The organism is Paenibacillus vietnamensis (assembly GCF_020169515.1).
GTDB lineage: Bacteria > Bacillota > Bacilli > Paenibacillales > Paenibacillaceae > Pristimantibacillus > Pristimantibacillus vietnamensis.
This window is the reverse complement of the sequence record NZ_JAHMHW010000003.1, coordinates 402713-428406: the sequence shown is the minus strand read 5'-3', so window position 1 is coordinate 428406 and position 25694 is coordinate 402713. Positions and strand designations below refer to the sequence as shown.

Annotated in this window: 26 protein-coding genes; 13 read left to right on the top strand and 13 right to left on the bottom strand. The window is 55.6% G+C overall.

The features are described from left to right. Window positions 1-107: 107 nt before the first annotated feature. Window positions 108-860 (top strand): ABC transporter ATP-binding protein, encoded by a 753-nt coding sequence (locus KP806_RS09965; RefSeq protein ID WP_224723433.1) that lies wholly within the window; start codon window positions 108-110, stop codon window positions 858-860. Further along, window positions 860-2107: an ABC transporter permease gene (locus KP806_RS09960; RefSeq protein WP_224723432.1), complete on the top strand. Its 1248-nt coding sequence runs from the start codon at window positions 860-862 to the stop codon at window positions 2105-2107. The genes KP806_RS09965 and KP806_RS09960 overlap by 1 nt, the downstream gene beginning before the upstream one ends. A gap of 98 nt (window positions 2108-2205) precedes the next feature. Here the strand turns inward: KP806_RS09960 and KP806_RS09955 are convergent, their stop codons facing one another. Further along, window positions 2206-3504 carry an aminotransferase class I/II-fold pyridoxal phosphate-dependent enzyme gene (locus KP806_RS09955; RefSeq protein WP_224723431.1) on the bottom strand — a complete coding sequence of 433 codons (1299 nt, stop codon included), beginning with the start codon at window positions 3502-3504 and terminating at the stop codon, window positions 2206-2208. A 341-nt stretch (window positions 3505-3845) separates the two neighbouring features. Between KP806_RS09955 and KP806_RS09950 the strand changes: the two genes are divergently transcribed. Beyond that, on the top strand, window positions 3846-4631 hold the full coding sequence (locus tag KP806_RS09950) for a helix-turn-helix domain-containing protein (protein ID WP_224723430.1): 786 nt from the start codon (window positions 3846-3848) through the stop codon (window positions 4629-4631). A gap of 163 nt (window positions 4632-4794) precedes the next feature. On the opposite strand, the gene asd is transcribed toward KP806_RS09950, so the two are convergent. Next, on the bottom strand, window positions 4795-5592 hold the full coding sequence (gene asd, locus KP806_RS09945) for an archaetidylserine decarboxylase (protein ID WP_224723429.1): 798 nt from the start codon (window positions 5590-5592) through the stop codon (window positions 4795-4797). Between the two features lie 335 nt (window positions 5593-5927). On the opposite strand from asd, the gene KP806_RS09940 reads away from it, so the two are divergent. Further along, window positions 5928-6233: a hypothetical protein gene (locus KP806_RS09940; RefSeq protein WP_224723428.1), complete on the top strand. Its 306-nt coding sequence runs from the start codon at window positions 5928-5930 to the stop codon at window positions 6231-6233. Window positions 6234-6322: 89 nt separating this feature from the next. On the opposite strand, the gene KP806_RS09935 is transcribed toward KP806_RS09940, so the two are convergent. Next, window positions 6323-7591, bottom strand: a complete 1269-nt coding sequence (locus KP806_RS09935; RefSeq protein ID WP_224723427.1) for a saccharopine dehydrogenase NADP-binding domain-containing protein — start codon at window positions 7589-7591, stop codon at window positions 6323-6325. Window positions 7592-7819: 228 nt separating this feature from the next. Here KP806_RS09935 and KP806_RS09930 point away from each other — a divergent pair, with 228 nt between their 5' ends. Both KP806_RS09930 and KP806_RS09925 read left to right on the top strand, forming a co-directional pair. After that, window positions 7820-8494, top strand: coding sequence for an HAD family hydrolase (locus tag KP806_RS09930; protein ID WP_224723426.1), 675 nt, complete (start codon window positions 7820-7822; stop codon window positions 8492-8494). Between the two features lie 15 nt (window positions 8495-8509). Further along, a complete protein-coding gene (locus tag KP806_RS09925; RefSeq protein WP_224723425.1) occupies window positions 8510-9103 on the top strand; it encodes an MSMEG_1061 family FMN-dependent PPOX-type flavoprotein in 594 nt (197 codons plus the stop codon). Window positions 9104-9190: 87 nt separating this feature from the next. On the opposite strand, the gene KP806_RS09920 is transcribed toward KP806_RS09925, so the two are convergent. The 6 genes from KP806_RS09920 to KP806_RS09895 form a co-directional block, all read right to left on the bottom strand. Beyond that, window positions 9191-10384: a YheC/YheD family endospore coat-associated protein gene (locus tag KP806_RS09920; RefSeq protein ID WP_224723424.1), complete on the bottom strand. Its 1194-nt coding sequence runs from the start codon at window positions 10382-10384 to the stop codon at window positions 9191-9193. Then, on the bottom strand, window positions 10341-10838 hold the full coding sequence (locus KP806_RS09915; RefSeq protein ID WP_397376376.1) for a GNAT family N-acetyltransferase: 498 nt from the start codon (window positions 10836-10838) through the stop codon (window positions 10341-10343). The genes KP806_RS09920 and KP806_RS09915 overlap by 44 nt, the downstream gene beginning before the upstream one ends. Window positions 10839-11002: 164 nt before the next feature. Then, the gene (locus KP806_RS09910) at window positions 11003-12142 is read right to left on the bottom strand and encodes a YheC/YheD family endospore coat-associated protein (protein WP_224723422.1); all 1140 of its coding nucleotides are present in this window, start codon (window positions 12140-12142) and stop codon (window positions 11003-11005) included. Next, the gene (locus KP806_RS09905; RefSeq protein ID WP_224723421.1) at window positions 12142-13521 is read right to left on the bottom strand and encodes a YheC/YheD family endospore coat-associated protein; all 1380 of its coding nucleotides are present in this window, start codon (window positions 13519-13521) and stop codon (window positions 12142-12144) included. Before KP806_RS09905 ends, KP806_RS09910 begins: the two co-directional genes overlap by 1 nt. Continuing rightward, the gene (locus KP806_RS09900) at window positions 13518-14747 is read right to left on the bottom strand and encodes a YheC/YheD family endospore coat-associated protein (protein WP_224723420.1); all 1230 of its coding nucleotides are present in this window, start codon (window positions 14745-14747) and stop codon (window positions 13518-13520) included. The genes KP806_RS09905 and KP806_RS09900 overlap by 4 nt, the downstream gene beginning before the upstream one ends. 12 nt (window positions 14748-14759) lie before the next feature. Beyond that, a complete protein-coding gene (locus tag KP806_RS09895; protein WP_224723419.1) occupies window positions 14760-16130 on the bottom strand; it encodes a YheC/YheD family endospore coat-associated protein in 1371 nt (456 codons plus the stop codon). Window positions 16131-16308: 178 nt separating this feature from the next. Here KP806_RS09895 and KP806_RS09890 point away from each other — a divergent pair, with 178 nt between their 5' ends. Beyond that, window positions 16309-16644: a YlbF family regulator gene (locus tag KP806_RS09890; RefSeq protein WP_224723418.1), complete on the top strand. Its 336-nt coding sequence runs from the start codon at window positions 16309-16311 to the stop codon at window positions 16642-16644. Window positions 16645-16733: 89 nt separating this feature from the next. Beyond that, complete coding sequence (locus KP806_RS09885) at window positions 16734-17018, top strand: hypothetical protein (RefSeq protein WP_224723417.1); 285 nt, start codon at window positions 16734-16736, stop codon at window positions 17016-17018. A gap of 91 nt (window positions 17019-17109) precedes the next feature. On the opposite strand, the gene KP806_RS09880 is transcribed toward KP806_RS09885, so the two are convergent. Continuing rightward, complete coding sequence (locus tag KP806_RS09880) at window positions 17110-17466, bottom strand: helix-turn-helix domain-containing protein (RefSeq protein ID WP_224723416.1); 357 nt, start codon at window positions 17464-17466, stop codon at window positions 17110-17112. A gap of 227 nt (window positions 17467-17693) precedes the next feature. Between KP806_RS09880 and KP806_RS09875 the strand changes: the two genes are divergently transcribed. Both KP806_RS09875 and KP806_RS09870 read left to right on the top strand, forming a co-directional pair. Further along, the gene (locus KP806_RS09875) at window positions 17694-18167 is read left to right on the top strand and encodes a hypothetical protein (RefSeq protein WP_224723415.1); all 474 of its coding nucleotides are present in this window, start codon (window positions 17694-17696) and stop codon (window positions 18165-18167) included. An 84-nt stretch (window positions 18168-18251) separates the two neighbouring features. Beyond that, the gene (locus tag KP806_RS09870; protein WP_224723414.1) at window positions 18252-19607 is read left to right on the top strand and encodes a DRTGG domain-containing protein; all 1356 of its coding nucleotides are present in this window, start codon (window positions 18252-18254) and stop codon (window positions 19605-19607) included. An 8-nt stretch (window positions 19608-19615) separates the two neighbouring features. On the opposite strand, the gene KP806_RS09865 is transcribed toward KP806_RS09870, so the two are convergent. The 3 genes from KP806_RS09865 to KP806_RS09855 form a co-directional block, all read right to left on the bottom strand. Then, a complete protein-coding gene (locus tag KP806_RS09865) occupies window positions 19616-19912 on the bottom strand; it encodes a YtpI family protein (protein ID WP_224723413.1) in 297 nt (98 codons plus the stop codon). An 83-nt stretch (window positions 19913-19995) separates the two neighbouring features. After that, complete coding sequence (locus KP806_RS09860) at window positions 19996-20517, bottom strand: hypothetical protein (RefSeq protein WP_224723412.1); 522 nt, start codon at window positions 20515-20517, stop codon at window positions 19996-19998. A 3-nt stretch (window positions 20518-20520) separates the two neighbouring features. Then, window positions 20521-20847 carry a YtrH family sporulation protein gene (locus KP806_RS09855; RefSeq protein ID WP_224723411.1) on the bottom strand — a complete coding sequence of 109 codons (327 nt, stop codon included), beginning with the start codon at window positions 20845-20847 and terminating at the stop codon, window positions 20521-20523. 111 nt (window positions 20848-20958) lie between these two features. Here KP806_RS09855 and KP806_RS09850 point away from each other — a divergent pair, with 111 nt between their 5' ends. From KP806_RS09850 to KP806_RS09840, 3 genes are all read left to right on the top strand, one after another. Continuing rightward, window positions 20959-24567, top strand: a complete 3609-nt coding sequence (locus KP806_RS09850) for a DNA polymerase III subunit alpha (RefSeq protein WP_224723410.1) — start codon at window positions 20959-20961, stop codon at window positions 24565-24567. 314 nt (window positions 24568-24881) lie between these two features. Next, window positions 24882-25373, top strand: a complete 492-nt coding sequence (locus KP806_RS09845) for a phosphatidylglycerophosphatase A family protein (RefSeq protein WP_397376375.1) — start codon at window positions 24882-24884, stop codon at window positions 25371-25373. 97 nt (window positions 25374-25470) lie between these two features. Next, window positions 25471-25659, top strand: coding sequence for a glutamate decarboxylase (locus KP806_RS09840; RefSeq protein WP_224723408.1), 189 nt, complete (start codon window positions 25471-25473; stop codon window positions 25657-25659). Window positions 25660-25694: the final 35 nt, after the last annotated feature.

The window sequence follows — 25694 nt, the reverse complement described above, 5'->3', positions numbered from 1 at the left end:
GCATCACCGATTATGGTGATGCCTCTTTTTTGATATTCGAGCCATTATTCGTTATGCTGATAAATAGCTCATCCTATTTTTACTTTACTTATATTGAAGGTGAACGAATGGATTCTATTTTGCAGGTAAACGGTTTAACGGGCGGATACAGCCCAAGGAGGCCTGTGCTTCACGATCTCTCTTTCGAAGTGAAAGCCGGCGAGATGGTCGGTCTGATCGGATTGAACGGAGCCGGCAAAAGCACGACGATCAAGCATATTCTCGGACTTATGAAGCCGCACGAGGGCGTCGTGCTGGTGGACGGGACGACGCTTGAGTCGGATACGGAAAAATACCGCTCCGCGTTCGCTTACGTGCCGGAAACGCCCGTCCTGTTCGACGAGCTTACGGTGGAGGAGCATCTGCAGCTGACCGGTATGGCCTACAGCGTGAAGGAGGATGCCTACACGGAGCGCAGGGAGGAGCTGCTGGAGGAGTTTCAGATGCTCCCGAAGCGGAAAGCTTTTGCTTCGCATTTATCCAAAGGGATGAAGCAGAAGGTCATGATTATGAACGCCCTCCTGGCGGAGCCGCCGCTTTATATTATCGACGAGCCGTTTCTCGGGCTCGATCCGCTTGGGATCCGTTCCTTGCTCGAGCGGCTGGTCGAGGTAAAAGGAAAGGGCGGCGCCATTCTGATGAGCTCGCATATTCTTTCGACCGTGGAGGCGTATTGCGACCGGTTTATCGTCATGCATCACGGCAAAATCGTTGCCCAAGGCACGCTGGAAGAGGTAAGGCAGGCAGCGGGCATGGAGGCTCGCGGCGGGGGCTCGCTGGAGGATGCGTTCTATAAGCTTGTCAGCAGGGGGAAAGGCTGATGGGGGCGAAGCAGGCGCTGGAAGCCATATGGGCCAAGCGTGCCAAAGCTTTCCGGAAGGAAACGCTGCCCTATTTCAGATATATGGGCCAAAGCGGCTTTCCGGCATTCATGTCGCTGCTGTTCATCTCGTCGGCTATCGGCTACTTTTCCCTGATCCGCAATTTGCCCGAACAGTTTCCGGTCACCGCGGCCGGGGTCATCTCGCTTACGCTGGCCATATGCTGGTGCCCGCTGCGCACGTGGCTGGAGCCGGGCGATACGGTGTTTCTGATGCCCAGAGAATCCGACATGGGTGGATATATTCGCCGTTCACTCCGGCATACGTCGATCGGCTGCGCTATTCTCGCCGGTATCGTGCTACTGCTTTACTTGCCGATTTACAGGCAAGGGGCGGCGCCGAACGGGGCCTGGCCGCTCACCCTTGCCGCAGCCGGACTGAAGGCGGGCAATGTGTGGGGAGCGTGGAGAGAGCGCCGGATGGCATGGCCTGGTATGCGCTTGTCAATGAGGGTGCTTCGCTGGGCGCTTACCGCTTTGGTATTGTCCGTATGGCTGACGAATGCGGCTTGGCAGGCGGCACTATTTACCGTTATATCGTGCTTGTTGTTTATGCTGCTGCACCGGCTGCCCGTCCGTCATCGTCTGCCGTGGGAGAGGCTTATTTTCGAGGAAGCCAGGACTCGCAAGCGGTATTACGTTTTTTTCGGCATGTTTATCGATGTGCCGACTTTGCCTTCGCGTACGGCCAGAAGATCGTACGCCGCCTGGCTGCTGCGTTTTATCCCATATGCGGGCCGCAATACCTTCGTTTATTTGTACGCGGCGGCACTGGTCAGGACGGAAATCGGCGGGATCGTTGTCCGGCTTCTGGCGCTCGGCTGTCTGGTCACCTATTGGCTGGCTGATGCCGCGTCGCTTGCAGGCTGGGGAGCCATGCTCGTATTCGTGTTGTTCACCGGCGTCGCAGCCGTCCAATTAGGCAGCCTCAGGCATGTTCACCGGTACTCGGTCTGGAAGCATGTCTATCCTTTGCCGGAGAAGCAGAGAGTGGATCAATACGCGTTAGTGGACCGGCTCGCCTTGCTGGTCTGCAGCCTTCTGCTTTGGCTGTCCGCCGCTATCCCGCTGGCAGTTGCCGGTCTTTATGTACCGCTTGCCGCGGGTGCCGCTTGCGCGCTGGCTTATATCGCAATCCGTCCCTCGCGTATGAGACGGAAGCTGCAGCAGGACGCGGAGGAAGAGTAGATCTGACGGCAGCAAAAAAACACCCCTGATTGAAGCCGGAATGTAACCCGGCATCATCAGGGGTGTTTGTTATAAACGGCGGGAGAAGCCGTTTATTTTTATTTTGCCAGCAGCTCGTTAACCGCTTTGAAAATCGTGTCGAACAGCTCTTCCAGGTTTCCTTCCTCAATGCAGGAGAAGGCAACGCGCAAGTCGGTTTCGCCGAGCGCGATCGTTCCGATTCCGTACTGGTCGAGCAGGCGGACGCGCACGTCCTCTGCGGCAACCCCGCGCAGCTTGAGGCACATAAAGTATCCGGAATTGAACGGATAATAATCCCAAACGTCGCCGTAACGGCCGCTGTCGAGCAGCGCTTTGACGCGGTTAGCCCGGCCCTTCATAATTTCGTACTTTTCCGCTTTTTGCGCATCGAAGTCAGGCGATGTAAGGGCGCGCAGTACGAAGGTTTGCGACGGGTGCGGCCCGCTCGAAATGGTGGCGCGGATAATGCCCATCGTCTTTTGCTCCAGCGCCGCAAGCGTTGCGGCGTTTGCCGAGGCATACGTAATGAAGCCGACCCGGAAGCCCCATACATACTCTTCCTTCGTAGCTCCGTCAACCTTCACGGCCAGAACGCGCGGATGCAGGTCGGCCAGCCTGGAGAATAACGATTCGTGCAGTGAGTCCTCGAAGAACAAGCCGAAGTAGGCGTCATCGGTAACGGCAACGACATTGATGCCGGCTTCCGCCGCATCGCGGATCGCCGCTACAATTTCCTCCCCTTCCTCAGCGTCCGGCGTGTAGCCGGTCGGGTTGTTAGGGAAGTTCAGCACGACGATGGCTTTGCCTTTATCCTTCTGAGCAAGCAGCGCATCGCGAAGCCCTTGGCTGTTGAAGCGGGCTTGATCGTTATATAATGGATACTCTACGATTTCCGCGCCGCGGCGGACGCCGAACGTAAGCTCATAGTTTTCCCAGTTTTTGTTTGGAATGACGACCGCATCCCCGGCATCGGCGAACAGGTCGGCCACGATGCTCAGTCCGTGCGTCAGCGCGTTCGTGACGATCGGGCTGCCGAAGCCTTTCGCTTCAAGCGCAGGATTTTCCTTAATCATCTTGGCGCGCCAAGCCGCGCGCAGCTCCGGTTTGCCTGCCGGCGGAGCATATTCATAAAGATCTTTCGGATTGTAGGCGGAAAGCGTCTCCTGAATGACCTTGAGATGCATCGGCTGTCCGCCCTCGGTAGCAATTCCGATCGTCGCGTTATATTTCTTCGCTTTTGTCTTCGCTTCGGCGGATTGACTGAGGATGCCCTCCTTTGGAAAATAAATCGCTTTGCCTAAGGCTGACAACATGGCATAGACGTTAGGATTTTCCGTTTGCAACGTCTCGTTTAACTGCTTTGCAAGTGGGTTCATGGACCTTCTTCCATCCTTCCGAAAACATTCGTTTGAAATTATTATAGCCGTTTCAGCTTATCGGGTGCTATTATAACATTTTTTTTGTACCGGGGACCATTCCGCAAGCAAATTTTTTCGGAATTTTTGAAGATATAGGAACGTATAAGTTTCACTCTTATATTGATGCCTAGATCACACCGCGAAATGTAAGCAATAGCCGCCAAAGGACGGCGCAGAACCGGGCTGCGCAAAGATGCAGCTAACGGTTCGTGCGCAGCAATAGCCGTTTACTCTTGCGGCTTGCGCAACGGATTAGGGCTGTTGTATGATGACGGCATAGATTACTCGGGAGGTTGCCTATGTTGCACATTTCGCCAAATTCGCTTGTCCTGCTGCCGGCGTTCGCGAAGATCGTTTGCGAGCCGGGCTGGAGGTGGGCGAGGCGCGAGAAGCCGATGGCCAATTACGATTTATTTTATGTCTGGAGCGGAGAAGGGGAGGTCGAAGTGAACGGCACCCACTACGAGGTCGGTCCCGGCAGCTGCTTTTTGTTTCGTCCCGGCGATTACACGAGCGCGACTCACAATCCGCAAAAGCCGCTTGTCCTCTCCTATATCCACTTTGCGGTGAACGAGGCCGTCGACGCGGTTCCGGAACGGTACAGGCAGTTAAGCGACACGGTCGATTTCGAATATATGCTTTCCCGTTACGTCAGGCTCTTTCTTGTTGAAACCTATGCGGCGGAGGAGGAGGCACGGCTCGTTCTGAAGCAGCTGCTTATCCATTTACTGCGCGAGGACAAGCAGCTGCCCGTGGAGAAAAAAGCGAGCAACCAGCTGACGGAGGCGATCCACGAGGTGGCGAACTTCGTGCGGCAAAATCCCGGCATCGCCCATCGGGTCGAGGACCTCGCAATGCGTGCGCAGCTGTCGCCGAGGTATTTTTCGATGAAATTCAAAGAGCTGATCGGTATGTCGGTGCAAACCTATATGATCCGGACCCGCATCGAGCGGGCGCAGCATTTGCTGATGCATGCCGGCATGAACGTGACCGAGGTGGCTGATGCGCTCGGCTACCGCGACATTTTTTTCTTCAGCCGCCAATTCAAGCAATATACGGGGCGCAGCCCCTCGGAGATCAGATAGAACGTTTAAAGGGACGTTCCGCTGCAGCATGAAGCTGCCGGCGGTACGTCCCTTTTTGTTCAGATATAGGAAAGTATAAGTTTCACTTCTATACTGACGCCTATATCTCACCGCGAAACGTAAACTATTGCCGCCAAAGGACGGCGATAGCCGTTTACGCTTGTTATTGAAGAATTTTGCCGGCATGAGTGCCGAGCCGCTCGCCCATGCGCACCTTGACGCCCGGCATAATGTCTCCTCTCGGGATAAAGGTTCCGTCCTCCATCAGCAGCACGACCGTGGAACCGAATTCAAAATACGCAAGCTCTTCGCCTTTAGCCGTCTCTTCCTTCAGCGGCAGAACGTACCTGATGCTGCTCACATTCATAGCCCCCACCTTGATGACGGCGGTTTCCCCGTTTTCCGTTCGTATATATGTAATGAGGCGTTCGTTGCGGCTCAGCACCCTCCGCATATGGCGCAGCCCGAAATCGTTCACGGGATACACCTTGCCTGCGATATGCTCGCGTTCAACGATTCGTCCGCTGACAGGGGAGTGGATTCTATGATAATCGGTCGGGCTTAAATAAAGGACAAGGTAAAAGCCGTTCATATAATTCGCCGTCCGCGGAGACCGATTCAGCAGCTCCTCGATCGTGTAGTCCTGACCTTTTACGTTTAATATCGTGCCTTCCCGGATGTGGCCCGCGCCTGTAATAAGCGCATCCACGGGACTGACCAGCGAGTCGGCCGCCAGATCCACCTCGCGCGATCCCGGCTTCAGGCGGCGGGTGAAAAATTCATTAAGTGTGCTGTATTCGCTCAGCGGCTTTTCCGCTTCTTCGGCCTTTATGCCGTATGCCGCCGCGAAGCGGGAAATAAAACGACGGCTGGAGGGCGATTGCGCGAATTTGCCGGTCAAACCGGAAATCCATTTGCGCGAGCTTAATTCTGTCATGGAACGAAGCAGCCATTTCGTCATTCGTGAACCGTCACGTCCTTTCCTGCAAAGGGAACGAGCTTCCCGTCTTCCACCAATCAGTGTGACATATCCGTCCCGATTTATCAATATGCGGCAGCACGCACAGCTACTACTTAACCGCTTCTGCAGGCGTCGCCAATTTTTTTTTATTCAGCCGAACGGTTTGCAGCCGGAGGCTATTGAAGGCTTCAACGATCCGAACGTGACCGAGGTTCAATTCAGCGGTTCCGTCATTGCCCGAAATTAGCCGTATCAGCCGCGTTTAAAAAGAGAGAAATATACCGAAAATGCTGCGAGAATTGATTGTTACAGATTCCAGTATAGAGGTGGCAAATATGCTGTTATTGGGTGCGGGCTTGGCCGCAGGCGCCGCGGTTGTCGTATGGTTCAGCCGGCGGTACAGGTCGGCGGGGAGGTTTTTGGACGGGATCGCGGCCGCGGCGGCTTTCCTGTTCTTCGTATTGTCGGCAGCGGCCGTGCGCGATACGATCGTTCACGGCACTGTGTTTATGACGGAGGTTCACCGGATTTTTCTTCATCCCGTTTTTCTGGCGAGCGGGGCGTATTTGGGTCCGTATGTACTCGGGCAGATGGTTCTTCGGGTATTCTCATCTATTGAAAGCGAATCGCACAGCCGTTAGACAGGAGCGCGGTCATCGAAAAACGAAAAGGCTTGCCTTCGTTTCGGCAAGCCATGGCTTCCAATCGCTTCAAGCCGCATTCCGCCGGCTCAACTGCCGCCGGCTTCGCGCAAGCGCTGGAGAAGCAGGCCTTCGGAGGTCGCATTTTCTCCCCGGATAATCGGCTTCAAGAAATAGGACAAATATTCTCCGTATTTGACGTTTCCGGCATCGACAAGCTCATCTACCCAGTGAACGCCTTCGGGCACTTCGTTCTGCAATAACGAGCAGATGCCGCCGTATAACCCGCAAGCCACTTGAAAATAGGTGGCATTCGTTCCGTATGCCGCGTAGACGCTGGAATTTTCCATTATATTGTAGACAAACCGTTCATGATCGTCGTATACGAGCAGAACCCCGACCAGGTCGGCCCCGGCAAGCTCCGACTCGCGCGGATCCAGCAGCTTATGCTCCCAATCCCACAGCTCATCGGAATCATCGAGGTGGCTGTTCAGGATGTCAGTCGTTACGTCGTTAACCCGATAGATAAAGCCGGTCTCAAACGGATACCGCTCACCCAGGGACAGCACTTCCTCATGGGGCATGAGACAGCCCTCGAAGGCGACCGGTCCCAGCCGTACGGTGAAGGTTTGCGCGTAAACATACTCGTAAAGGAATAGAGGCTGGTGGCGGCTTACGTACATCGGGTAATTTAAAAGAGCCTCGTCCAGGAAGCATTCGGGTGACCAGGTGCTGTACAGTGTTTTCGGCTTCTGCAGCGAACGGTCGGCATAGAAGCTGTCGTCCCGCTCGACAATGTAGCATGCAAGCGGGAGTTTATCCGGCTGCTCCTTCATTAGGGAGATTGCCATCCATTGGACGACACCGGGATTCATGCCCGATCCGACAATGGCTTTCAGCTTTTTGAAGCCATCCCGGTTCTTTATGAACCTTTCATACCTCTCGATCAGCGTAAAACCCTCCAGCTCGGGACGGTTGTCTACTTCCTCGCTTTCAAGCGCAGTATTCACGTACATGATGCCCAGCTCGTCGCAGCAGGCCAGCATTTCGACCGTATCCGCCCAGGAAGCGTCAATGACAAGGGACGTTCCTGTTTTGACCAAGTGACGCTTGAAACGTCTCGTATCCTTCAAATCGAACTGGTGCAGCACAATCCGGCTCGAAAGCTGACCGTATGAGCTTGCGAACTCGTTCATATCAACCTTTTTGCTGTCGATGCAGTGAATCGTGCAGGACGCGATTTCTGCATGTAATGGGGCATTGGCATCGCGCACAACCTGCTCCAGTAGAGCCAGGACGGCGCGGCCGACGCCGCCGCCGCTTCCAAGCAGCGTCATGACGACCGGTTGTTTCTCCATGCGTAACATCTCCTCTCCGTTGCTGTCAGCATACGCTTCGCTTAAACCCGATGAACCTGGCAAATGCTCCGCTGCATCGGTCCAAGGTGCGGCTTTGAACAGGAGGATAGGAGATCATAGCCGGATATCCGTCTGCATTCGCTTAACCGCAATCGCCCGGCCGCGGGCTTGCGGTGCTTTCCCTAGTTCCAGTATGATTAGATCAAACTTGGAAGGGGATGATTGGCCATGACAAGCCGCAAGCTTCCGATGCCGGAGGCTGTCATATTCGATATGGACGGCACGCTGTTCGAAACGGACACGCTTCTAGTGCGTGTGCATGAGAGAGTGTTCGATACGCTCCGGGAGGAAAAACTTTATATGGAGCCGACGCCGCCTGTCGAGAAGCTGCTCGGCTGCCTCGGGATGCTGCTTGAGGATATATGGAGAAACGTAATGCCGGACGGCACCGAAGAAGCGCGTAAGCGCGCCGACGATTTGCTGCTGCAATATGAGCTGGAAGGCCTTGAAGCCGGGGAAGGAGAGCTCTACCCTTATGTGGAGGAAACGCTCCGAAAATTGAAGGAACGCGGCATCAAGCTGTTCGTCGCGAGCAACGGCCTGGAGGAGTATGTGAAAGGGGTAGCCCGGCACAAAGGAATCGAAGCGCTGTTCGACGGCCTGTACAGTGCGGGAGAATACAAGACGGCAAGCAAGGTGGAGCTGGTCGCGCGGCTGCTCGAGGAACACGGCATCCGGAAGGCCTGGATGGTGGGCGACCGTTCCTCTGACGTCGAAGCCGGCAAAGGGAACAGCCTGCAGACCGTCGCCTGCGCGTATGCGAGCTACGGAAGGGCGGCCGAGCTTGAAGGAGCCGACGTACATATTTCCGATTTCAGGGAACTGACCGGATTGCTGGCTTAGAAGGGAAGGTTTCGCATGACAAACCTATTATGGAAACAAGATCCCGTCGTTTCGGCCGGCCGCCTGCAGGAGCTGTTCGGCAGCCCTCATGAAGCGGTCGCCCAGAAATCGGTAGACCGCATCGACGAGCATATCCGGCATTTTTTATCGATGTCGCCGCTCTTTTTCTTATCCTCCTCCGACGGCTTCGGCCGCTGCGACACTTCTCCGCGCGGTGACGAAGCCGGCTTCGTCAAGCCGCTTGACGACCGGCGGATCATTTACCCGGAGCGCATCGGCAACCGGAGAATCGATTCGCTGCTGAACATGCTGCAAAATCCGCAGGTCGGCATGCTGTTCATGATTCCCGGCATGCAGGAGGTTTTGCGGCTGAACGGCCGGGTCACGCTTACGGAAAACGCCGAGCTGATCGAATCGATGGGCTGGAGCGGAAAAAGCCCGAGCCTTGCCGTCGTCGTCGAGGTGGAGGAATGCTTTATTCACTGCCCGCGGGCGCTAAAATCGTCGGATATATGGAACAGCGGGAGCTGGCCATCGGCGGAAGCTCTGCCGTCACCGGGCGAAATATTCAAAGCGCATTTGCGCATGAACGGTTACGAGTTTAAATAACCTGCCGGGCGCGAAAAAGCCCCCGCCGGTCGAGATTGCCGTTAAAGGCCTCGTACCCGGCGGGGGCTTATTGCGCATCCCCGCTTGTTATGGCTGCAGATCGTCCCGGTCAAAGCTAGTACTCGAACCCGGGCAGCCATTCGCGTTCGAAATCGTCGCCTGCTTATTATCCTTTCCTTTCCGCCGCCGCTTCTGGTTGTAAAGCCAGAGCGCGTATTCAAGAGGTCTGACGATCGCCTTGCGGTAAACCTCTTTTTCCCCAGCCTGCTTAAATACTTCCCGCGCGGGCTTAGGGTTGACCTCCAGCAGCCAAATGCCGCCCTTCCGGTCGATCGCGATATCGAGCGCAAGCTCGCACAGCCTGCCGAAGCACTTCTCCAAATAGGCGGCAATACCGACGCCGAGTTTATTCGCCTCGTCTTTTACCTGGCCGATCTTCGCTTCGTCCCGGATCCAATCCTTCAGCAAGGCATCCATCGTCGACGCATGGCCGCCGCCGTGGAGATTGGAGGTAATGCTGCCCGCCGCGCCGATCCGTCCCGCGCAGCCGGTCGCTTCCCAATTGCCGTCGCCGTTCTTCTGAACGAGCAGCCGGTAATCGTGGACGCGGCCGCTGTTCAGCTTTATCTGAATGCCCTGCTGCACGATATACATGTTGCCCTTCAGGTTCCAGGGGGACAGGAAGCCTTTCAGCTGAGCCGCAGAAATTTGGCGGGGCTTGATGATGCGCCTGGATTGATCGCGGCCTTGAATGTGCAGCAGGCCGTCCTTTTGCTTCTCTATGCGTAAAATGCCCCGTCCGCCGGTTCCGTTGACCGGCTTCAGATAGACAAGCGAATGCTTGCCGAGCATGTCGCTGACGTCCTGAACGCTCTCGATGTAGCGTGTAGCGGGCAAATAGCCCTTGAAGCGCGAATCCTTGGACAGCACGTTGTGAACGGTCCACTTGTTGCGAAGCGGACGGTTCAGAAAGGTGAGATGACCGTAGCGGGAGCGGAACCGCTTAAGCTGCTCGAATCGGTACGAGCGCTGAATGCGGCAGCGGTCGTAGATGAGATGCGGGAAGGAGGTCCATTTGCGCGACCAGGTTTGGGATTCCGGATCGTAGAACATCGCATGAATCTGGTTCTGGCTGTAATTGACATCCTTCGGTGTAAAAACAAAAACGTTCAGCCCCAGTTTTTTGGCCGAGACCGTCATTTTTTGATAAATGGATTTTTCCTCCAGCAAACCGGCTTCATTGAGATACAAAGTCAGAATGCCTAGGACGGGCTGAGTCATGTTCGGATCTCCTTTCGAAACGAAGCGTCGGTTTTCCCGTCGGTCCCCGGTGCATCGAGACGGCGGCCATGCCAAGCCGGAAGCAAAGCGCCATGCTGGCGGTATTGTCTGCGGCGACGTTACAGGTCAGCTGGCCGATCCGATCGATCAGCGCTTGCATGATGGCGCTGCCGATCCCAAGGCTTCTCGCGTCGGGATGAACGACGAACATGCAGCAGTCCTCTCCGCCGCCGGAGGCGAAGCCGAAGCCTGCGATACGGCTGCCTTGCCTGGCGACCACGACGGCTGTATCGCAGTCCCCGCCGGCCGAAGGCGCCAGTCTGGAGGGGTCAAGCCTGCGCAGCGTATGGATCGACGACACGGCAAGCCGTTTATCGCCGAACCGGACCGCAAATCCGACCAGCCGTTTCCGTTCCGTTATCCATGACTCCGGAGTAAGCAGCTCCAGTTCCATGCGGTGCGCCTCCTGACTTTTTCTAAGATATAGGAAAGTATAAGTTTCACTCCTATCCTGACGCCTGTATCTCACCGCGAAACGTAAGCTATTGCCGCCAAAGGACGGCACAGAACCGAGCTGCGCAAAGATGCTGCTAACGGTTCGTGCGTAGCGATAGCCGTTTACGCTTGTTTGGCTTTGGCCAAATAAGCTCCGTAATGGAATATTCGTTCAAGCGATTTCTGGCGGATATGCGGCTCGTCGAACTTCATAGGCTTTGAGTTTGCCTCGAAAAACCACATGTTCCCGTCGCTGTCAATGCCGAGGTCCATTGACATTTCTCCAAGCAGATGACCGGATGCCCGTTCGATCTGCTTGGCTATCAGTACGGCCGTATTTTTGGCTTTTATCAAAAGCTTACGCGCCCGTTCTTCGTTAAATGAGTGCGCAAGCAGCTTTTCCGGATCGTCAATCATGCCGCCGCGGGGGACATGCGTCGTGATGCTGGAGGCGCCTGCGATCCGGGCTCCGACTCCCGTGATGTCCCATTGGCCGCGCTGGTTTTTCTGCACAAGCACGCGCAGGTCGAAGCGGCGTTCGTTATAGGAGGCCAGCTGTATTCCCTGCTGGGCGATATAGGCTTCGCCGCCGCTTTGCTGCTGGATCCGGCTCCAAAGCTTGCCGATCGTCGAGCAGTTGTACGTGGCGCTTTTTTTATTCTCTTGAATAATCAGGCGGTAAGGCAGCTGCTTCTCGGTATGCATCTTGATCGTCATTATGCCTTTGCCGGCTTTGCCGCTTTCCGGCTTTAAATACAAATAAGAATGCTTGCGCATCATCCGGTGCAGACCGGCGATATTAATGAGCTTTCGGGTGCTCGGGATAAACGGCTTGGTCGTCTTGGACAGGCGAAGCCATTCGAACAGATCCCATTTATTGAAGAAAAACGGATTAAACAGTTTGACGCTCGGATGCCGATGGCAGGCTGCGATCTTTTGCTTTACGGCAGGCAATATCTCATCCTCGCGCAAAGGGATCCGGTTATAGATAATGTTCGGGAAAGGCATCAGGCGCTGCTGCCAGGTTTCGGTCTCCATGTTGTATACGAATCCTTTGAGGCTGCGTTTGCTGAACACCAGGTTTTTAACCGCTAAGACGTAGACGATGAAGCCCATGGATTGACCCGTCCGGATCAGGTCGATGAAGTTGCTGCGGTTTCCCCGGAACTGCTGGGCATCGTCTTCGATAGTCAAAATCGCCAAAACGGTTTTGCCTTCGCGCAGCTCTCGGAAATCCGGTTCCTCCGGCTGAAAGCTGTCCATTATCCATTACCTCCCTGGCCTTGGAAGCGGCTAAGGTACATGCAGTGCTCGAAAATGTAAGAGATCGATGCTTTGCCTTCCGATTTCAGAGCGGGATGCTTGAATATGGAGCGGCCGGGCTTTGCGTTCGCCTCGAACATCCAAATTTCGCCGTCTTTATCGATCCCGATATCGAGTCCGAGCTCGCCGAGCCGGTGCGGATAGTTTCTCTCGATCGCCTCGGACAGCTTGACGGCCACCTGCTTCGCCTTCTCCAGAACGCTGCCGGCTTGCGTACCGAACGTTTTGCTCAGCGCCTGCTCGGGCGTCATCAGCGAGCCGCCGTTTTTCACATGGGTGGTTACGCTGCCGCGTCCGGCTTTTTTGGCTCCGATTCCGGCGGTTACCCATTCGTTTTTGCCGTTCTTGTGCATATGAAAACGGAAATCGAGCGGACAGCTGTCGATCTCGGCCAAGCGGATGCCTTGCTGCACGACATAATGATTCAAGTTGCTGCCGTGCCGCGCCTGAATCATACGCATCATGCTGGAAAAGCTGGTGAAGCGCAGCAGCACGTTTTCATTGCCTTTACGGTAACGGGCGAAGTACCCCCGCTTCGGATTGTAGGTTAACCGGTAGATGCCGGCTCCAAGGCTGCCTGCCGTCGGCTTGAAGTACAGGAACTGGTGCTTTTCGAGCAGTTCCTTTATTTTTTCCGGCGTCGGGCCGGATACCGACTCGGGCAAATGCTCGAGCGCCTCCGGATCCTTGTCTAGCAGCTTATAAACGTCTGCTTTATTGAAGAAGCTCCAATTGAAAAAAGGGATTTTTCTGCGCACAAAGCGTTCGCGCAATGCATTGATCGACGCCGACGTTTCCGCCTTGCGGCTTGGAAGCCGGTTGTAGACGACATCGGGCAGGGGGACGATTTTCCGGTACCAGCCGCCTTGCGGATTGAGAAAATAGCCGTTGATCGTTTCCTGCTGCCAATTGATATCGCTCGGCGTAAAGCCGAACATGTAAGCTTTATGGTCGCCGGTACGGATAATTTGCTTGATGAAGCCGGTGCGCGGGCCGAAAGGGTTGCTTTCCGAGCGCTCCGTGTTATCGCTCAGAATGCCGACCAGCGGACCTAAATGAACCTCGTTGTCACCGGCATTCAGAATACAGACGCTGCCGGATTTCGGCACGCGAATGGACTGGCGAATGCCCGATGGCAGATAAAGATGGTTGCCCGACCTGTTCAGCTGTTTGATATCCGCCGTGACAACCTCGTTTCCCAGCTTCAGGTTAACGGTCTTCGTGCCGGAAAGCTTCAGCTGCTTCAGCAACGGGCTGGACAAATAGATGACCTTATTTGACTGCTGCGAGAAATGTACGTTACAAGTTGTCAAACTCATCGATGAACCTCCTGAACGTTGAAAGGCCGTATTGGGTTGCCTGAAATCAAATAACGCCTGCGGCCGCTTGCGGTTTCTACAGCCCCCATGGAGATGGACGGATTTAATCGTTTGGCCAGCGAGCATGCATACAGGAGCGGTCTCCGAACCGAATGCTGCTCGGCGGTCTGGTCGTTAATTTGGCTAAAAGATGAGCGGCCCGGCTTCGAATTTGCTTCCAGCAGCCAGATTCGACCGCCAGGCTCAATGCCAAAGTCAAGGCCAAGCTCGGCAAGCCTGCCGAATTCACTTTCAAGTGTTTCTGCTGCCCGCTTGCTTATTGTATGGATTCGCATCAGCAAACGTTCGGCTTCCAGTGTCCCGAATTTGGCGGAAAGCAGCCTCAAGGCCGGCTCGGCGGTGCCGCCGCCGTGCAAATTCGACGTTATGGAGCCGGACCGCCCGATTCTTGCCGCAGTGCCGGACAAAGTCCAGCGTCCCGTTTCATCCTTTTGCAGCAGCGCTCTGACGTCGAAAGGCTTGCCGTCTCCGCCGGCCAGCTCCAGGTAAGGCTGAACGATGTAGCTGCAGCTTCCGGTAAAACGCAAAATCCATTCGGTCAGACCGCCTTCACCTTCAAACGTGCGGCTGAAAGGACGGTTTTGCCGCGAACGGCCTCTTACGGTCCATTGATTTTGAAGCGGACAGCGGGCGATATGGGCGATCCCCTTGCCCTGCATGCCTGACGCAGGCTTCAGAACGATGCCGCCGGGGTGCTGCCGGAGCAGCTCCGTCAGCTGTTCAGCCGATCGGTACCGGACCGTCTCGGGCAGGTGCGCGGCTAGATCGGGATCGCTTTGAAGGGCACCGTAAACTTCGAGCTTCGCCGGCAGCTCGCCGCCTAACAGCATAAAGGGCTTGCGCAGCTTCATGGCCTGCAGCATGGAGCGGAAGGCCGGGCGCTGCCCGGGGGACGAGAAGAAGCAGCGGTTGTAAACGATGTCCGGCAGGGGGACGCTTTCCAGCACCCAGCGGGTGTTCCGCAAGCGGTAAGCGAGCAGCTCCCCGGTGCGGGGATCGAAGCCGTCCGCCGCGAATACGTACACATCGGCGCCGTGCGTCCTGCCGAGCAGGCTTAACGCTCTGCAGAAGGCCGGCTCCGGCAGCCGTGCATCGCCTTGGGCATTTGTGCCGCTGCCCGTCAAGGAGGCGACGGCGATGCCGAGATTGATATTTTGTTCCCTCATGCGCCGCCTCCTTTAAAAGCCCGATAAAAACCGGGAGTATTGAATCATCATGCGGACGGAAGGACGGATCTTGTTGTCGTTGAGTGGGGTGTTGTCGTTTTTGGACGGCTTGGAGTTAACCTCCAGCAGCCAAACCTTGCCGCTCGTGTCCATAGCGAGATCGATGCCGAGCTCGCCGAAATGTGCAGGAATTTGCGCATCGATCCCGCCTGCGATTTGCAGGGCGGCGTGCTTCAGCCGCAGGGAAGCGTCCTTCCGGCTGATTCCCGCCTGCAGATTCGACCTGGCGATAGCTTCGCCCGCCGTGCTCAGCGTTCCGCCGCGGGCGAGGTTGGAGACGAAGTGGTGATCGCCGGCGGTTCTTGCCACGATGGACGTAATCGTCCATTTTCCGGTAGCGTTTTTTTGAACGAGCGCGCGGAAATCTACCGGCCGCTTCTGGATTTCGATCAGCTGCAGCCCTTGTTGGATTTGGTAGCGGGCGGTTTTCATTTTGGCGGAAATGGCTGTGAACAGCTTCATGAGACTGGGATACTGCTGTTTCCGGCTGCCTGCGGCCGTCGCGTGCAGCGCGAGGAAGCTCCCGTCGTCCGTCCGGTTGATCCGGATGATGCCTTTGCCGAGGCTGCCGCGGGCAGGCTTCAGAAACACGCTGCTGTAGCGCGAGCACATCGATTTCAGCATGTCGTAGTTACGCAGCAGATGGGACTCCGGCAAATAGCGGGCGAGCGATTCGTCCTTCTTGAGCGCATCGAACACTTCCGTTTTATCCAGAAATTTTTCGTTGAACACGGTCGTCTGGTGTTTCTGTTTTACTTCCTTCATGAAATGTTGTACGCTGGGACTATTCTCCAATTTCCTTGTCGTTAACCGGTTATTGATGACGTCCGGCACGGGCACCGTAACCTTGCGCCATCCGTCCGAATAGATCCAGCCGTCTACGGCGTTAAGATTGCTGCCGATTTGCTTCGGCGTAAAGAAATACACGTACGCGCCTTGCGCCGTACAGGCTTCAACGAGCTCCCTGCAGAACATCGTAATGGAACCGAAAGGCTTATCCGGCATATTCGGATAATCGCGGCTGACGAGCACGCCGATCAAAGGACCCAGGACGAGCGTGGACGATCCTGACTTGTACTGCACTCGTACTGCGGAGCCGCCCGTTAACCCAAGCAGTCTGGATAAGCCGTGGCTCATTCTCATTCCGTCGTACTTCGCGACGGGGATGACCTTCACATACTGCCGGAATGCGCCGAACTTGAGCAGGATGTGCTGGCCCTGAGGGATTTTACATTGCTTCACAAGCGATTCGCCTAACATGAGCGTGTCGTCAGGAAGCATGCCGGAGCTGATCACCTGAACGGCTACTTTCGATTTGAGCATCATAAATCTCCTTCCAAGCAGGAGGATGACGATAATTGGTAAGCGGCCTATAGGTGTTTTAAACGAACTACTTCATCATATGAGGACATCTATCCCTTTGTGAATGGGATTGGAAGCCGTGCTTGTGCTGTTTTCTTCAGCTTTTCCATAAATTTAACGAGGTTGGGAGAGAGTGGCTATGAACATTTATGATTCGGCTTATGAGCTGGCAAGAGCGTTGAAGGAAAGTGAGGAAGCCCGGCTGCTGAAGGAAGCGAAGCTCGCTGCCGAGGCGGATCCCGAAGCGAAGCGGATGCTTGATAACTTCCGGGAAAGGCAGGGCTTTCTGCAGCAGAAAATGATGGCCGGCGAAGAGCCCTCGGCCCAGGAAATGGAGCAGATGAACAAGCTGTACGAGATCATCGTGCAGCATCCGCTGGTCGGCAGGCTAATGGAGGCGGAGCGCCGGTTTGCAATCGTATTCGAGGACGTCAACCGGATTGTGTCCGACGTGCTGAAATCGATCGTGGACTAGCCAGGGTCATATCCCGGCTTATCCGCTCATAAGATGTAAAGCGGTCAAGCGTATCGGCCGCGTACGATCTGCGGAGGAGCTGAGGAACGATGTTTTCCGGAAAAGGACGACATGTCTTGTATTTGCTCATCGCGCTTGCGATGCTTGCGTATGGATTGCCTCGTTTGGAGCTGAATGCGACTTGGGATGCGACAAGCGTATTCGGCCTTGTCTGGACGCTGCTTGCCTTCGTCATTGTGACGGCCCACGTGAACGCGCTGCTGATGAAAGAGGAGAAGCGCAAGGAGCTGGCCCGGATCAAAAGGGCTAAAGCTATGTACTGGGAGCGCAGGCTGACGGAAAAGACGGCCGTCAAGCGTAAAGTCCGGGGGTAACTGCAGAACCGGAACAAAAAAAGAGAAACAAACCGCTCTTACGGGAGCGTTTGTTTCTCTTTTTATTTTTAATACGCCTTGAGCAAGCCGCTCAGGAATCCATTTCCCTGAACTGGACGAGCTGCTTGACGAATTTGTAGACGGCTTCCTGTTCCTTCAGGCTGAGCCCGTTCAATTGATGGGCGATTTTATCAAGATAGCCGGCTTCCTCGGCAGCGCCAGGCGAATCGGCTTCCGAGATGACGCCTACGATCTGCTCGATCGGCATTTGAAGGGCGAGCGCAATCTTGCCGAGCACGTCGATGGTTGGATTCTTTTCTCCGCGCTCCACCTGCCCCATATAAGAGGGGTTAATTTCGGCGCGCAGCGCAAGCTGCTCCTGGCTGAGGCCTCTTCTTTTGCGAAGCTGGCGAATATTTTCTCCGATACGTGCCGCAATCCCACTCATTTTGTCACCTCAACCTAACGATAGAGCTTATTTTGCCCGCCAACAACATCCTATAATACAAATAAAAAATAATGACTATAGTCATTGACGAACAGAGGGACTCTTTACTATAATTGTGTAAAAAAGTATCATTCTATTAATAAGATTGCCTGTACAGGATGAAATTACCAGTTTCTCGGAGTGGAGGTTAGTCATCAGTTACAAGGGGCTTCAAGGAGGCATGCATCATGGTAGACGAATTCGAGTTTTTCAGAAAAGTCCGCGCTTATTATTGCAACGTTCCTTTCCTTGTCCAATTCACCTACCGGTTGTCCCATCGCGTCGATAAAGCGGTGACTGCGCACGGTTCCTTCAGCTGCAGGGTTAATCCGCATACCCAGATCGTGGAATATGTGCTCGGGCTCGCGTCAGATCCGGTTTCCAGGCCTCACAGCGAACACAGCTCATTTCTGTTTTCCAGCTTCTATGAAGAAATTCCGCCGCAAAGCATCGTGATTGATGATCACTTGATACAATCCTTGCGCTATCCGCTGCCGATCGATTATGAATGGCAGTCGTTCATTATGTCCGGGGCAGAGTCGGCTATTAACGTGCAGTCCATGCAGCAGCTGTTCAAGAAATGGAAGCTGAAAGGGAAGGACGGGCAGCCGGTGGACGGCGGGATCAAAGTGACGCGTGTGCTTCTCAACTGGCAGCTGTAAGAGCGGCCGGCGGGACGGCATGACTTGGCGTCTTCTTTCTCCTATAATAGAGGGAAGAAGGCTGCAAGGACGGAGGAACCGTGTATGTCCCGAATCGGACCGGGTAATGAAACGAGCACGAAGCACGAACAAATTTTGCAATATATTCAGGATTTGAAGATCGGTACCAAAATATCGGTCAGGGCGATCGCCAAGGCGCTCGGCGTGAGCGAGGGCACCGCATACAAGGCGTTTAAGGAAGCGGAAAGCGTCGGCCTCGTCAGCACGAAGGAGAGGATCGGCACCGTCAGAATCGACCGTAAGAGAAGGGAGGCGCTGGATCAGCTTACCTTCGGCGAGGTGGCGGAAATCGTGGAGGGAAGGCTGTTCGGCGGAGCGGCCGGCCTCGACAAGACGCTTCATAAGTTCGTCATTGGGGCGATGGAGCTCGATGCGATGCTGCGCTACATCGACGAGAGCAGCCTGCTGATCGTAGGCAACCGCGTCGGCGCCCACCGCTGCGCGCTCGAAGAGGGCGCGGGGGTGCTGATTACGGGCGGGTTCGAACCGGGCGCGGAAGTGATTAAGCTTGCCGACGAACGGTCCCTGCCGGTTATCTCGTCCAGGCACGACACGTTCACCGTCGCTTCCATGATCAATCGCGCCATGTATGACAGGCTGATCAAACGGAAGATTATGCTGCTCGAGGATATTGTCACCTTCAGCCGTCCGGCAGACGTGCTGCATGCGGGGGATACGGTCTACGGCTTCCACAGGCTGTCGCGGGAAACGGGATACTCCAGGTTTCCGGTCGTGGACGAGCGCGGCAAGGTAGTCGGCATGATGACGGCGAAGGATGCGGTCGGCTATCCGGAAGACCATGCGGTCGAGAAGCTGATGACGAAGCAGCCGATTACAGCAGCTCCGAACATCACCGTCACCTCGGCCGCGCATACGATGGCCGCGGAGGGCATCGATTTGCTGCCGATCGTAGACCGGCACCGCAAGCTGCTTGGCGTCGTGACGAGACAGGAGGTGCTCGATGCGATGCGGTTTGCGGGCAAGCAGCCTGAATCGGGAGAGACTTTCGAAGATTTGATGTGGGCGGGCTTTATGGCCGTTCAAAGTTCGGCCGGCCACGAGGATTGGGAGATGGCCTATAAGGGAACGATTACCCCGCAAATGTCCGGCTCGCTCGGCATGGTCTCGGAAGGGCTGATGGCCACCTTGATGACGCAGGCGGCCAGAAGGATGATCCGGGAGACGGCAAGGCGTGATTATTTGCTGGAAAGCATGACGACCTATTTTGTCAGGCCGGTTCAGATCGACAGCGAAATTACGATTATTCCGAAGGCGCTCGAGATGAGCCGAAAGTTTACGAAGCTGGAAATTGAGGTGAGGGATACGAAGGGGTTGGCCGCCAAAGCGATGCTGACGGCCCAGATGATCGATCCTTATTAAGATGCCCCTTAACCTCTTGAGGCGCGGTAAAGGCTGAGGTTGCGGAGACCGGCGAACAAATTGAAGACGCCGAGCACCAGGAAGACGGCGCCGATGACGATGCGCGCTGTCGATTCGCCTGCCAGGAACATCTGGACGAGGGCGATGAACATCAGCATGACGCCCATGCTGATGTTCATGCGCGCGGCGTATATGCCTTTAGTACGGCCGTCCTTTGAGCGGCGGGATTTGAAGCTGAACACGACCGAGCATACGAGGGAGATGAAGATGCCGGGCGCGAACAGCCATTGCATTAGCTGATCCATGTAACGATAGCTCCTTTGGCTGATAGTTAAGCGGAATGACCTGATAGATAGGCTCTATTGTATCATGATTTTCCGCTTCCTGCTCATGAAGGAGGTTTTGTGTAATAGTCGACGGTGACCCAGACGTGCAGCACATTATCGGCGACCAGAATCGTTTTTACTTCGATGCTGTAATCTTTCCCGTTAACGTCTAAATAAAGCATTCTATTTAGAAGCCTGCGTGCGAGCTGTGCGTCGGAATCGATTTCGTAGATGCTTTTCCCCAGAAAGCTGCTCAGATCTTTCTTTATCAGTTTAATCAGCTTAGCCTCCGTAACTTGATCCAGCTTCGGCTTTGGACGATTGGAATCTTCACCGGCATCATACTCGATCCGCGGGACGATGCTTTTGATGACGGTATGCTGATTTTTAAATTGCTTCAAGCCGTTAATATCCTGTTTATACTGCTCCAGCTTAAGCACCAGATTGCTTCTTTCGTCGAACAATGCCTCGAGTCTCGCCACATAAAACGAATTTAAAACGACCGCCCCGATCACCATGCCTAGCAGCAGCATCCCGAGCATCTGCATTCCTTTTACATAGCGTTCAAACGGAGGGAGCCGCATGCGTCACGCAGCTCCCTTGCAAATCAGGCGTACCAGCTCCGTGCCGGTATGCGCGCCGAGGAAGGCCATCAGAATAAAACAGATTTGCTGGGCCGCGGGCGACAGGTGGCCTTGGGTAATGTTGCTTTCAATGACCCGGACGGGGTCGATCGATCCGCCGATCGCTGCGACGATCGCCCAGATTTTCAGCCTGGCGGCCGTATCGACCATCGTCGTCGCCGGAGGAAGCAGCATAAATACCGAGCCGACGCCGGCAAGCATGGACCCGCCGATAATGACGCCAAACGCGATAAAAAAATCAAGGCCGGCTTTCGATAAAAAATAGCTCATGGGAAGACCTCCTAAATGTACAGCCTGCTACCATTCTATGGGCGTGTCCGCCTCTATTATGATAAAATAGAGGGAACTAAATTTCGGAAGCTGCGGAAAGGAACGTTAGTCATGAGCGGTACGAACCAACAGTCATTCGTGCATTTGCACGTTCACAGCGAATACAGTCTCCTTGACGGCGCCGCCAGAATCCGCGACCTGACGGCAAGGGCGGCGGAGCTCGGCATGAAGGCGCTTGCTTTGACCGATCACGGCGTCATGTACGGGGCGATTCCTTTTTACCGCGCGTGCCTTGCCGCGGGCATTAAGCCGATCATCGGCTGCGAGCTTTATATGACGGCGGGCTCGCGCTTTGAGAAGGGCGCCCGCAAGGATCAGCCGATTTACCATCTGATTGTCCTCGCCAAGAACGAGACGGGCTACCGCAATTTGATGAAGCTTTGCTCGATCGGACACTTGGAAGGATTTCATTATAAGCCGAGAATCGACCCCGAGGCGCTTCGCACCTATGCGGAAGGACTCATCTGCCTGAGCGCCTGCCTCGGCGGGGAAATTTCACAGCATCTGCTGCACGACAGGCCCGAGGAGGCAAAGAGCGCAGCTTTGCGTTACCGGGATATTTTCGGCGATGATTTTTATTTGGAGCTTCAGGACCACGGCATGCTCGAGCAGAAGAAGGTGTCGGCTGCAATGATCGCCCTTTCGCGCGAAACGGGCATCAAGCTGGCCGCAACCAATGACGTCCATTATTTGAGGCCGGAGGACGCCGAGGTGCAGGACGTGCTGCTGTGCATCGGAACGGGCAAAACGGTCGACGACGCCGATCGCCTGAGAATGCCGACCAATCAGCTGTATATGAAAAGCGCGGAAGAAATGTCGCTGCTGTACAGGCATGTGCCCGAGGCGATTGCCCATACGCTGGAGATCGCCGGCAAATGCGAGCTGGATCTGACGCTCGGCCGCGCCGCGCTGCCGGTTTTCCGTCCCGTGCCGGAAGACATGAGCTCCTCCGATTATTTGGCAGCCCTATGCCGGGACGGCCTGATGGCCAGATATGCGGGGCTGCCGGAATGGGCTGCCGACGAGGAGTTTCGAGGGGCTGCGGAGCGCCGGCTGACCTACGAGCTTTCCGTCATCGACAGCATGGGCTTCAGCGATTATTTTCTGATCGTATGGGATTTCATACGGTTCGCCCATGAGCGTGGAATTCGCACCGGTCCGGGAAGGGGCTCGTCCGCGGGCAGCCTTGTCGCTTATACGCTGCGCATTACGGACGTGGATCCGTTGAAATATAAGCTGCTGTTCGAGCGTTTTTTGAATCCGGAGCGGATTACGATGCCCGATATCGACATCGATTTTAACGACGAGCGCCGCGACGAAGTTATTGCTTATGTGGCGGCCAAATACGGCGAGGAGCACGTCGCCCAGATCATTACGTTCGGCACGATGGCGGCGAAAGCGGCGGTCCGGGACGTAGGACGGGCGATGAACGTTCCCTTTCAGGAGACGGACCGGGCGGCCAAGCTTATCCCGAACCAGCTCGGCATCACGCTTTCCGAGGCACTCCGCACGAGCTCGGAGCTTCGCGACGCCGCCGAGCGCCAGCCGAAGACGGCTGCGATGCTCGCGATGGCGATGAAGTTGGAGGGGATGCCCCGCCATGCGTCGACGCATGCGGCCGGGGTCGTCATTTCGCAGGAGCCGCTGACGCATTACGCACCGCTCCAGACGGGAAGCGAGCGCATCCCGCTTACGCAGTATTCGATGGAGCATCTGGAAGCGATCGGGCTGCTCAAGATGGATTTTCTCGGGCTTCGTACGCTGTCCATCCTGGAGAGGACGCTGAACTGGATCAAGGAGCATGAGCACAAAGAAATCGATTTCCGCCATGTGAGCGACGACGATCCGCAAACCTATGCGATGCTCGGAAGGGGAGATACGACAGGCATCTTCCAGCTGGAGTCTTCCGGCTTCCGGCGCGTGCTGAAGGATATGAAGCCGACCGGCTTTGAGGATATCGTCTCGGTGCTGGCTTTGTACCGCCCGGGACCGATGGAGTTTATTCCGAAATACATTCAGGGCAAGCACGGCCAGATTGCGGTGGAATACCCGCATCCTTCCCTGAAGCCGATTCTTGCCGATACGTACGGCATTATCGTCTATCAGGAGCAAATTATGCAAATCGCTTCCCTGATGGCGGGTTTCTCGCTCGGCGAAGCGGATCTGCTGCGCAGAGCCGTCTCCAAGAAAAAACGCGAGGTGCTGGACGAGGAGCGGGGCCATTTCGTGAAGGGAAGCTTGAAGCAGGGCTATACGGAGGAGGAAGCGAACGCTGTATACGACATGATCGTACGGTTCGCCGATTACGGTTTTCCGCGTGCGCATGCTGCGGCATACGGAGTGCTTGCCTTTCAGACCGCATGGCTGAAAGCCCACTACCCGGTTGCCTTCATGGCCTCCATGCTGGCATCCGTTACGGGCAACCAACGCAAAACGGCCGAATACGTCGACGAATGCAGACGAATGGGAATCGAAGTGCTGCCGCCGGACATCAACGAAAGCGGAGTTTCATTCTCGCCCTCCGGCCATGCGGTCCGCTTCGGCCTTGCCGCCGTCAAAAACGTCGGCACGCAGGCGATAGAAGCGATATTGAAGGAGCGGGAGGAACGGCCATTCGATAGCCTGCTCGATTTGTGCCGGCGCGCGGACCTTCGGGTAGTCAACAAGCGGGTGCTCGAATCGCTGATTCAGGCAGGAGCTCTCGATTCGCTGCCCGGCCACCGGGCGCAGCTGCTTGCAGCGCTCGAGGAGACGGTCGAGGCGGCCGTCAAGTGGCGCAAGGAACGAGAGGAGCTGCAAATCGAGCTGTTCGGCTTCGACGAGGTGCAAAATTGGGACGTAGAGCTTCCTGACATCCGTCCTTACACCGGGGCGCAGCAGCTGGATTTCGAGCGGGAGCTGCTCGGCCTGTATTTGTCCGGCCATCCTCTGGATGACGCGCAGCTTCAGCTGGAGGGACTCGGCCTCGACCGGCTGGTCGATTTAAGCGATGCGCCTGAAGGAACGATCGCCATCCTGAGCGTCATGGTCGTTTCCTTAAAGCCGTTTACGAACAAGAAGGGCCATGCGATGGGCTTTCTTGAAGTCGAGGACCGCATCATGCGGGTGGAGGGCGTCGTGTTTCCTGCGGTATGGAAGCGTGTCGGAAACAGGCTGGAAAAGGGCGGTTTGGCAATTATCCAGGCTGTCGTCCAGCAGCAGGATGACGATTTCAAGCTGATCGTCGAGGATGTTGTGCCGCTGGGAGAGGAACGTGCAGATTTGGAGCAGCAGGTGCTTCGTCTGCAGAAGCAGGCGCGGTCGCGCTCCGCGCGCATCGGAGGCCAAAGCGCGAATGCGGCGCCTCCCGTCCGGCCGGCGGCGCAGGCAGAAGGAGCCCGGCGGCAAGCCGCGCCGCCGCAGACAAGTGCTGTGCCTGCCGCCGAACGCAAGCCCCAGCGGGTCTATATCAAGATTATCGCCCAAAACGAGCAGCCGGCCGTGCTGGCGCGGCTGAAGGAGATTTTGTCCGCTCATGCGGGCCAGCTCGGCACGGTATTGTTCTACGAGCAGGGGCAAAAATCGATTGCGCTCAGCGACAGCTATCGCGTCAAACCGTCGCCCCGGCTGATCTCCTCCATCGAAGAGCTGCTCGGGGCGGGCACGATCGTCGTGAAATAACGAAAACCGTCAAGCGTAAACGGCTGTTGCTGCGCACGAACCGTTGGCTGCATCTTTGCGCACGTATCGCGGTGAGATATAGGCAGCAGTTGTATAGGAATGAAACTTATACTTTCCTATATCCCCAAAAAACTCGCGCACCCGAGCATTTCCTATGCACGTCAAGGCTCGTACCTGCATATGTTTAGAGATACAAGCGGAGATGGCCATGACAGTCGCGGAGCTTTCGCCAGCGGTTAGGGGTCGGCCTTTAATTTCTCTACGCTTATGTTTCCAAGGGATATGTACAAGCAGATGCGGGAGGGATGAGCCTCATGACGGGAATCGAAAAGTGGCTTTTGAAACGCGGGGTTTCGGTCGGCGACGTCACGGAAATCGTATACACGCTGCAGCGGCCGTACAACGCCGATTTGACGATGGAGCAATGCGAGGAAAGCGTCAGGGCCGTGCTGGCTAAACGCGAGGTGCAGTATGTCATGTTTACCGGAATCGCGCTGGACGAACTGGCCGAACGCAGGCTGCTGCCGGAGCCGCTTCAGGCGATTATGGAAACCGACGAATCGCTGTACGGCGTGGATGAAACGCTGGCGCTCGGCATCACGAACGTTTATGGCATGATCGGATTGACGAGCTTTGGATATTTGGATAAAGTTAAACCCGGCATTATTCGTCAGCTGAATTTGAAAGGCGAACGGATACATGTGTTTTTGGACGATTTGGTTGCAGGTTTGGCCGCCGCCGCATCCGCCCGCATCGCGCATCAGGACCCGAAAGCGATCCGATATGATTTGCCGGATTCGCCATGACTATGGTATCATTATGACATCATATGGCCAGTTACCGGAAAATAGCTATGCATAGTAAGTGAACTTTGCGGTAGCAAAGTTTTCAGGAGGTACCATGATGTGGACGGTCATTTATATCGCACCAACAGCAAAAATCGCAGATAACATCAAGAAGCGGCTTACGGAGGAAGGTTTTCTGGTGAAGGTCCGCTCTGTCAATCTGTCCAAACAGCAATATGAGATTCTGGTCCCGTCCGGCGAACTGGAGGAAGTGCAGGAAGTGTTCAACTCCATCATGCGGCCTTAACGGCAGACCGCTCAATACTATTGCGCCTTGAGAGG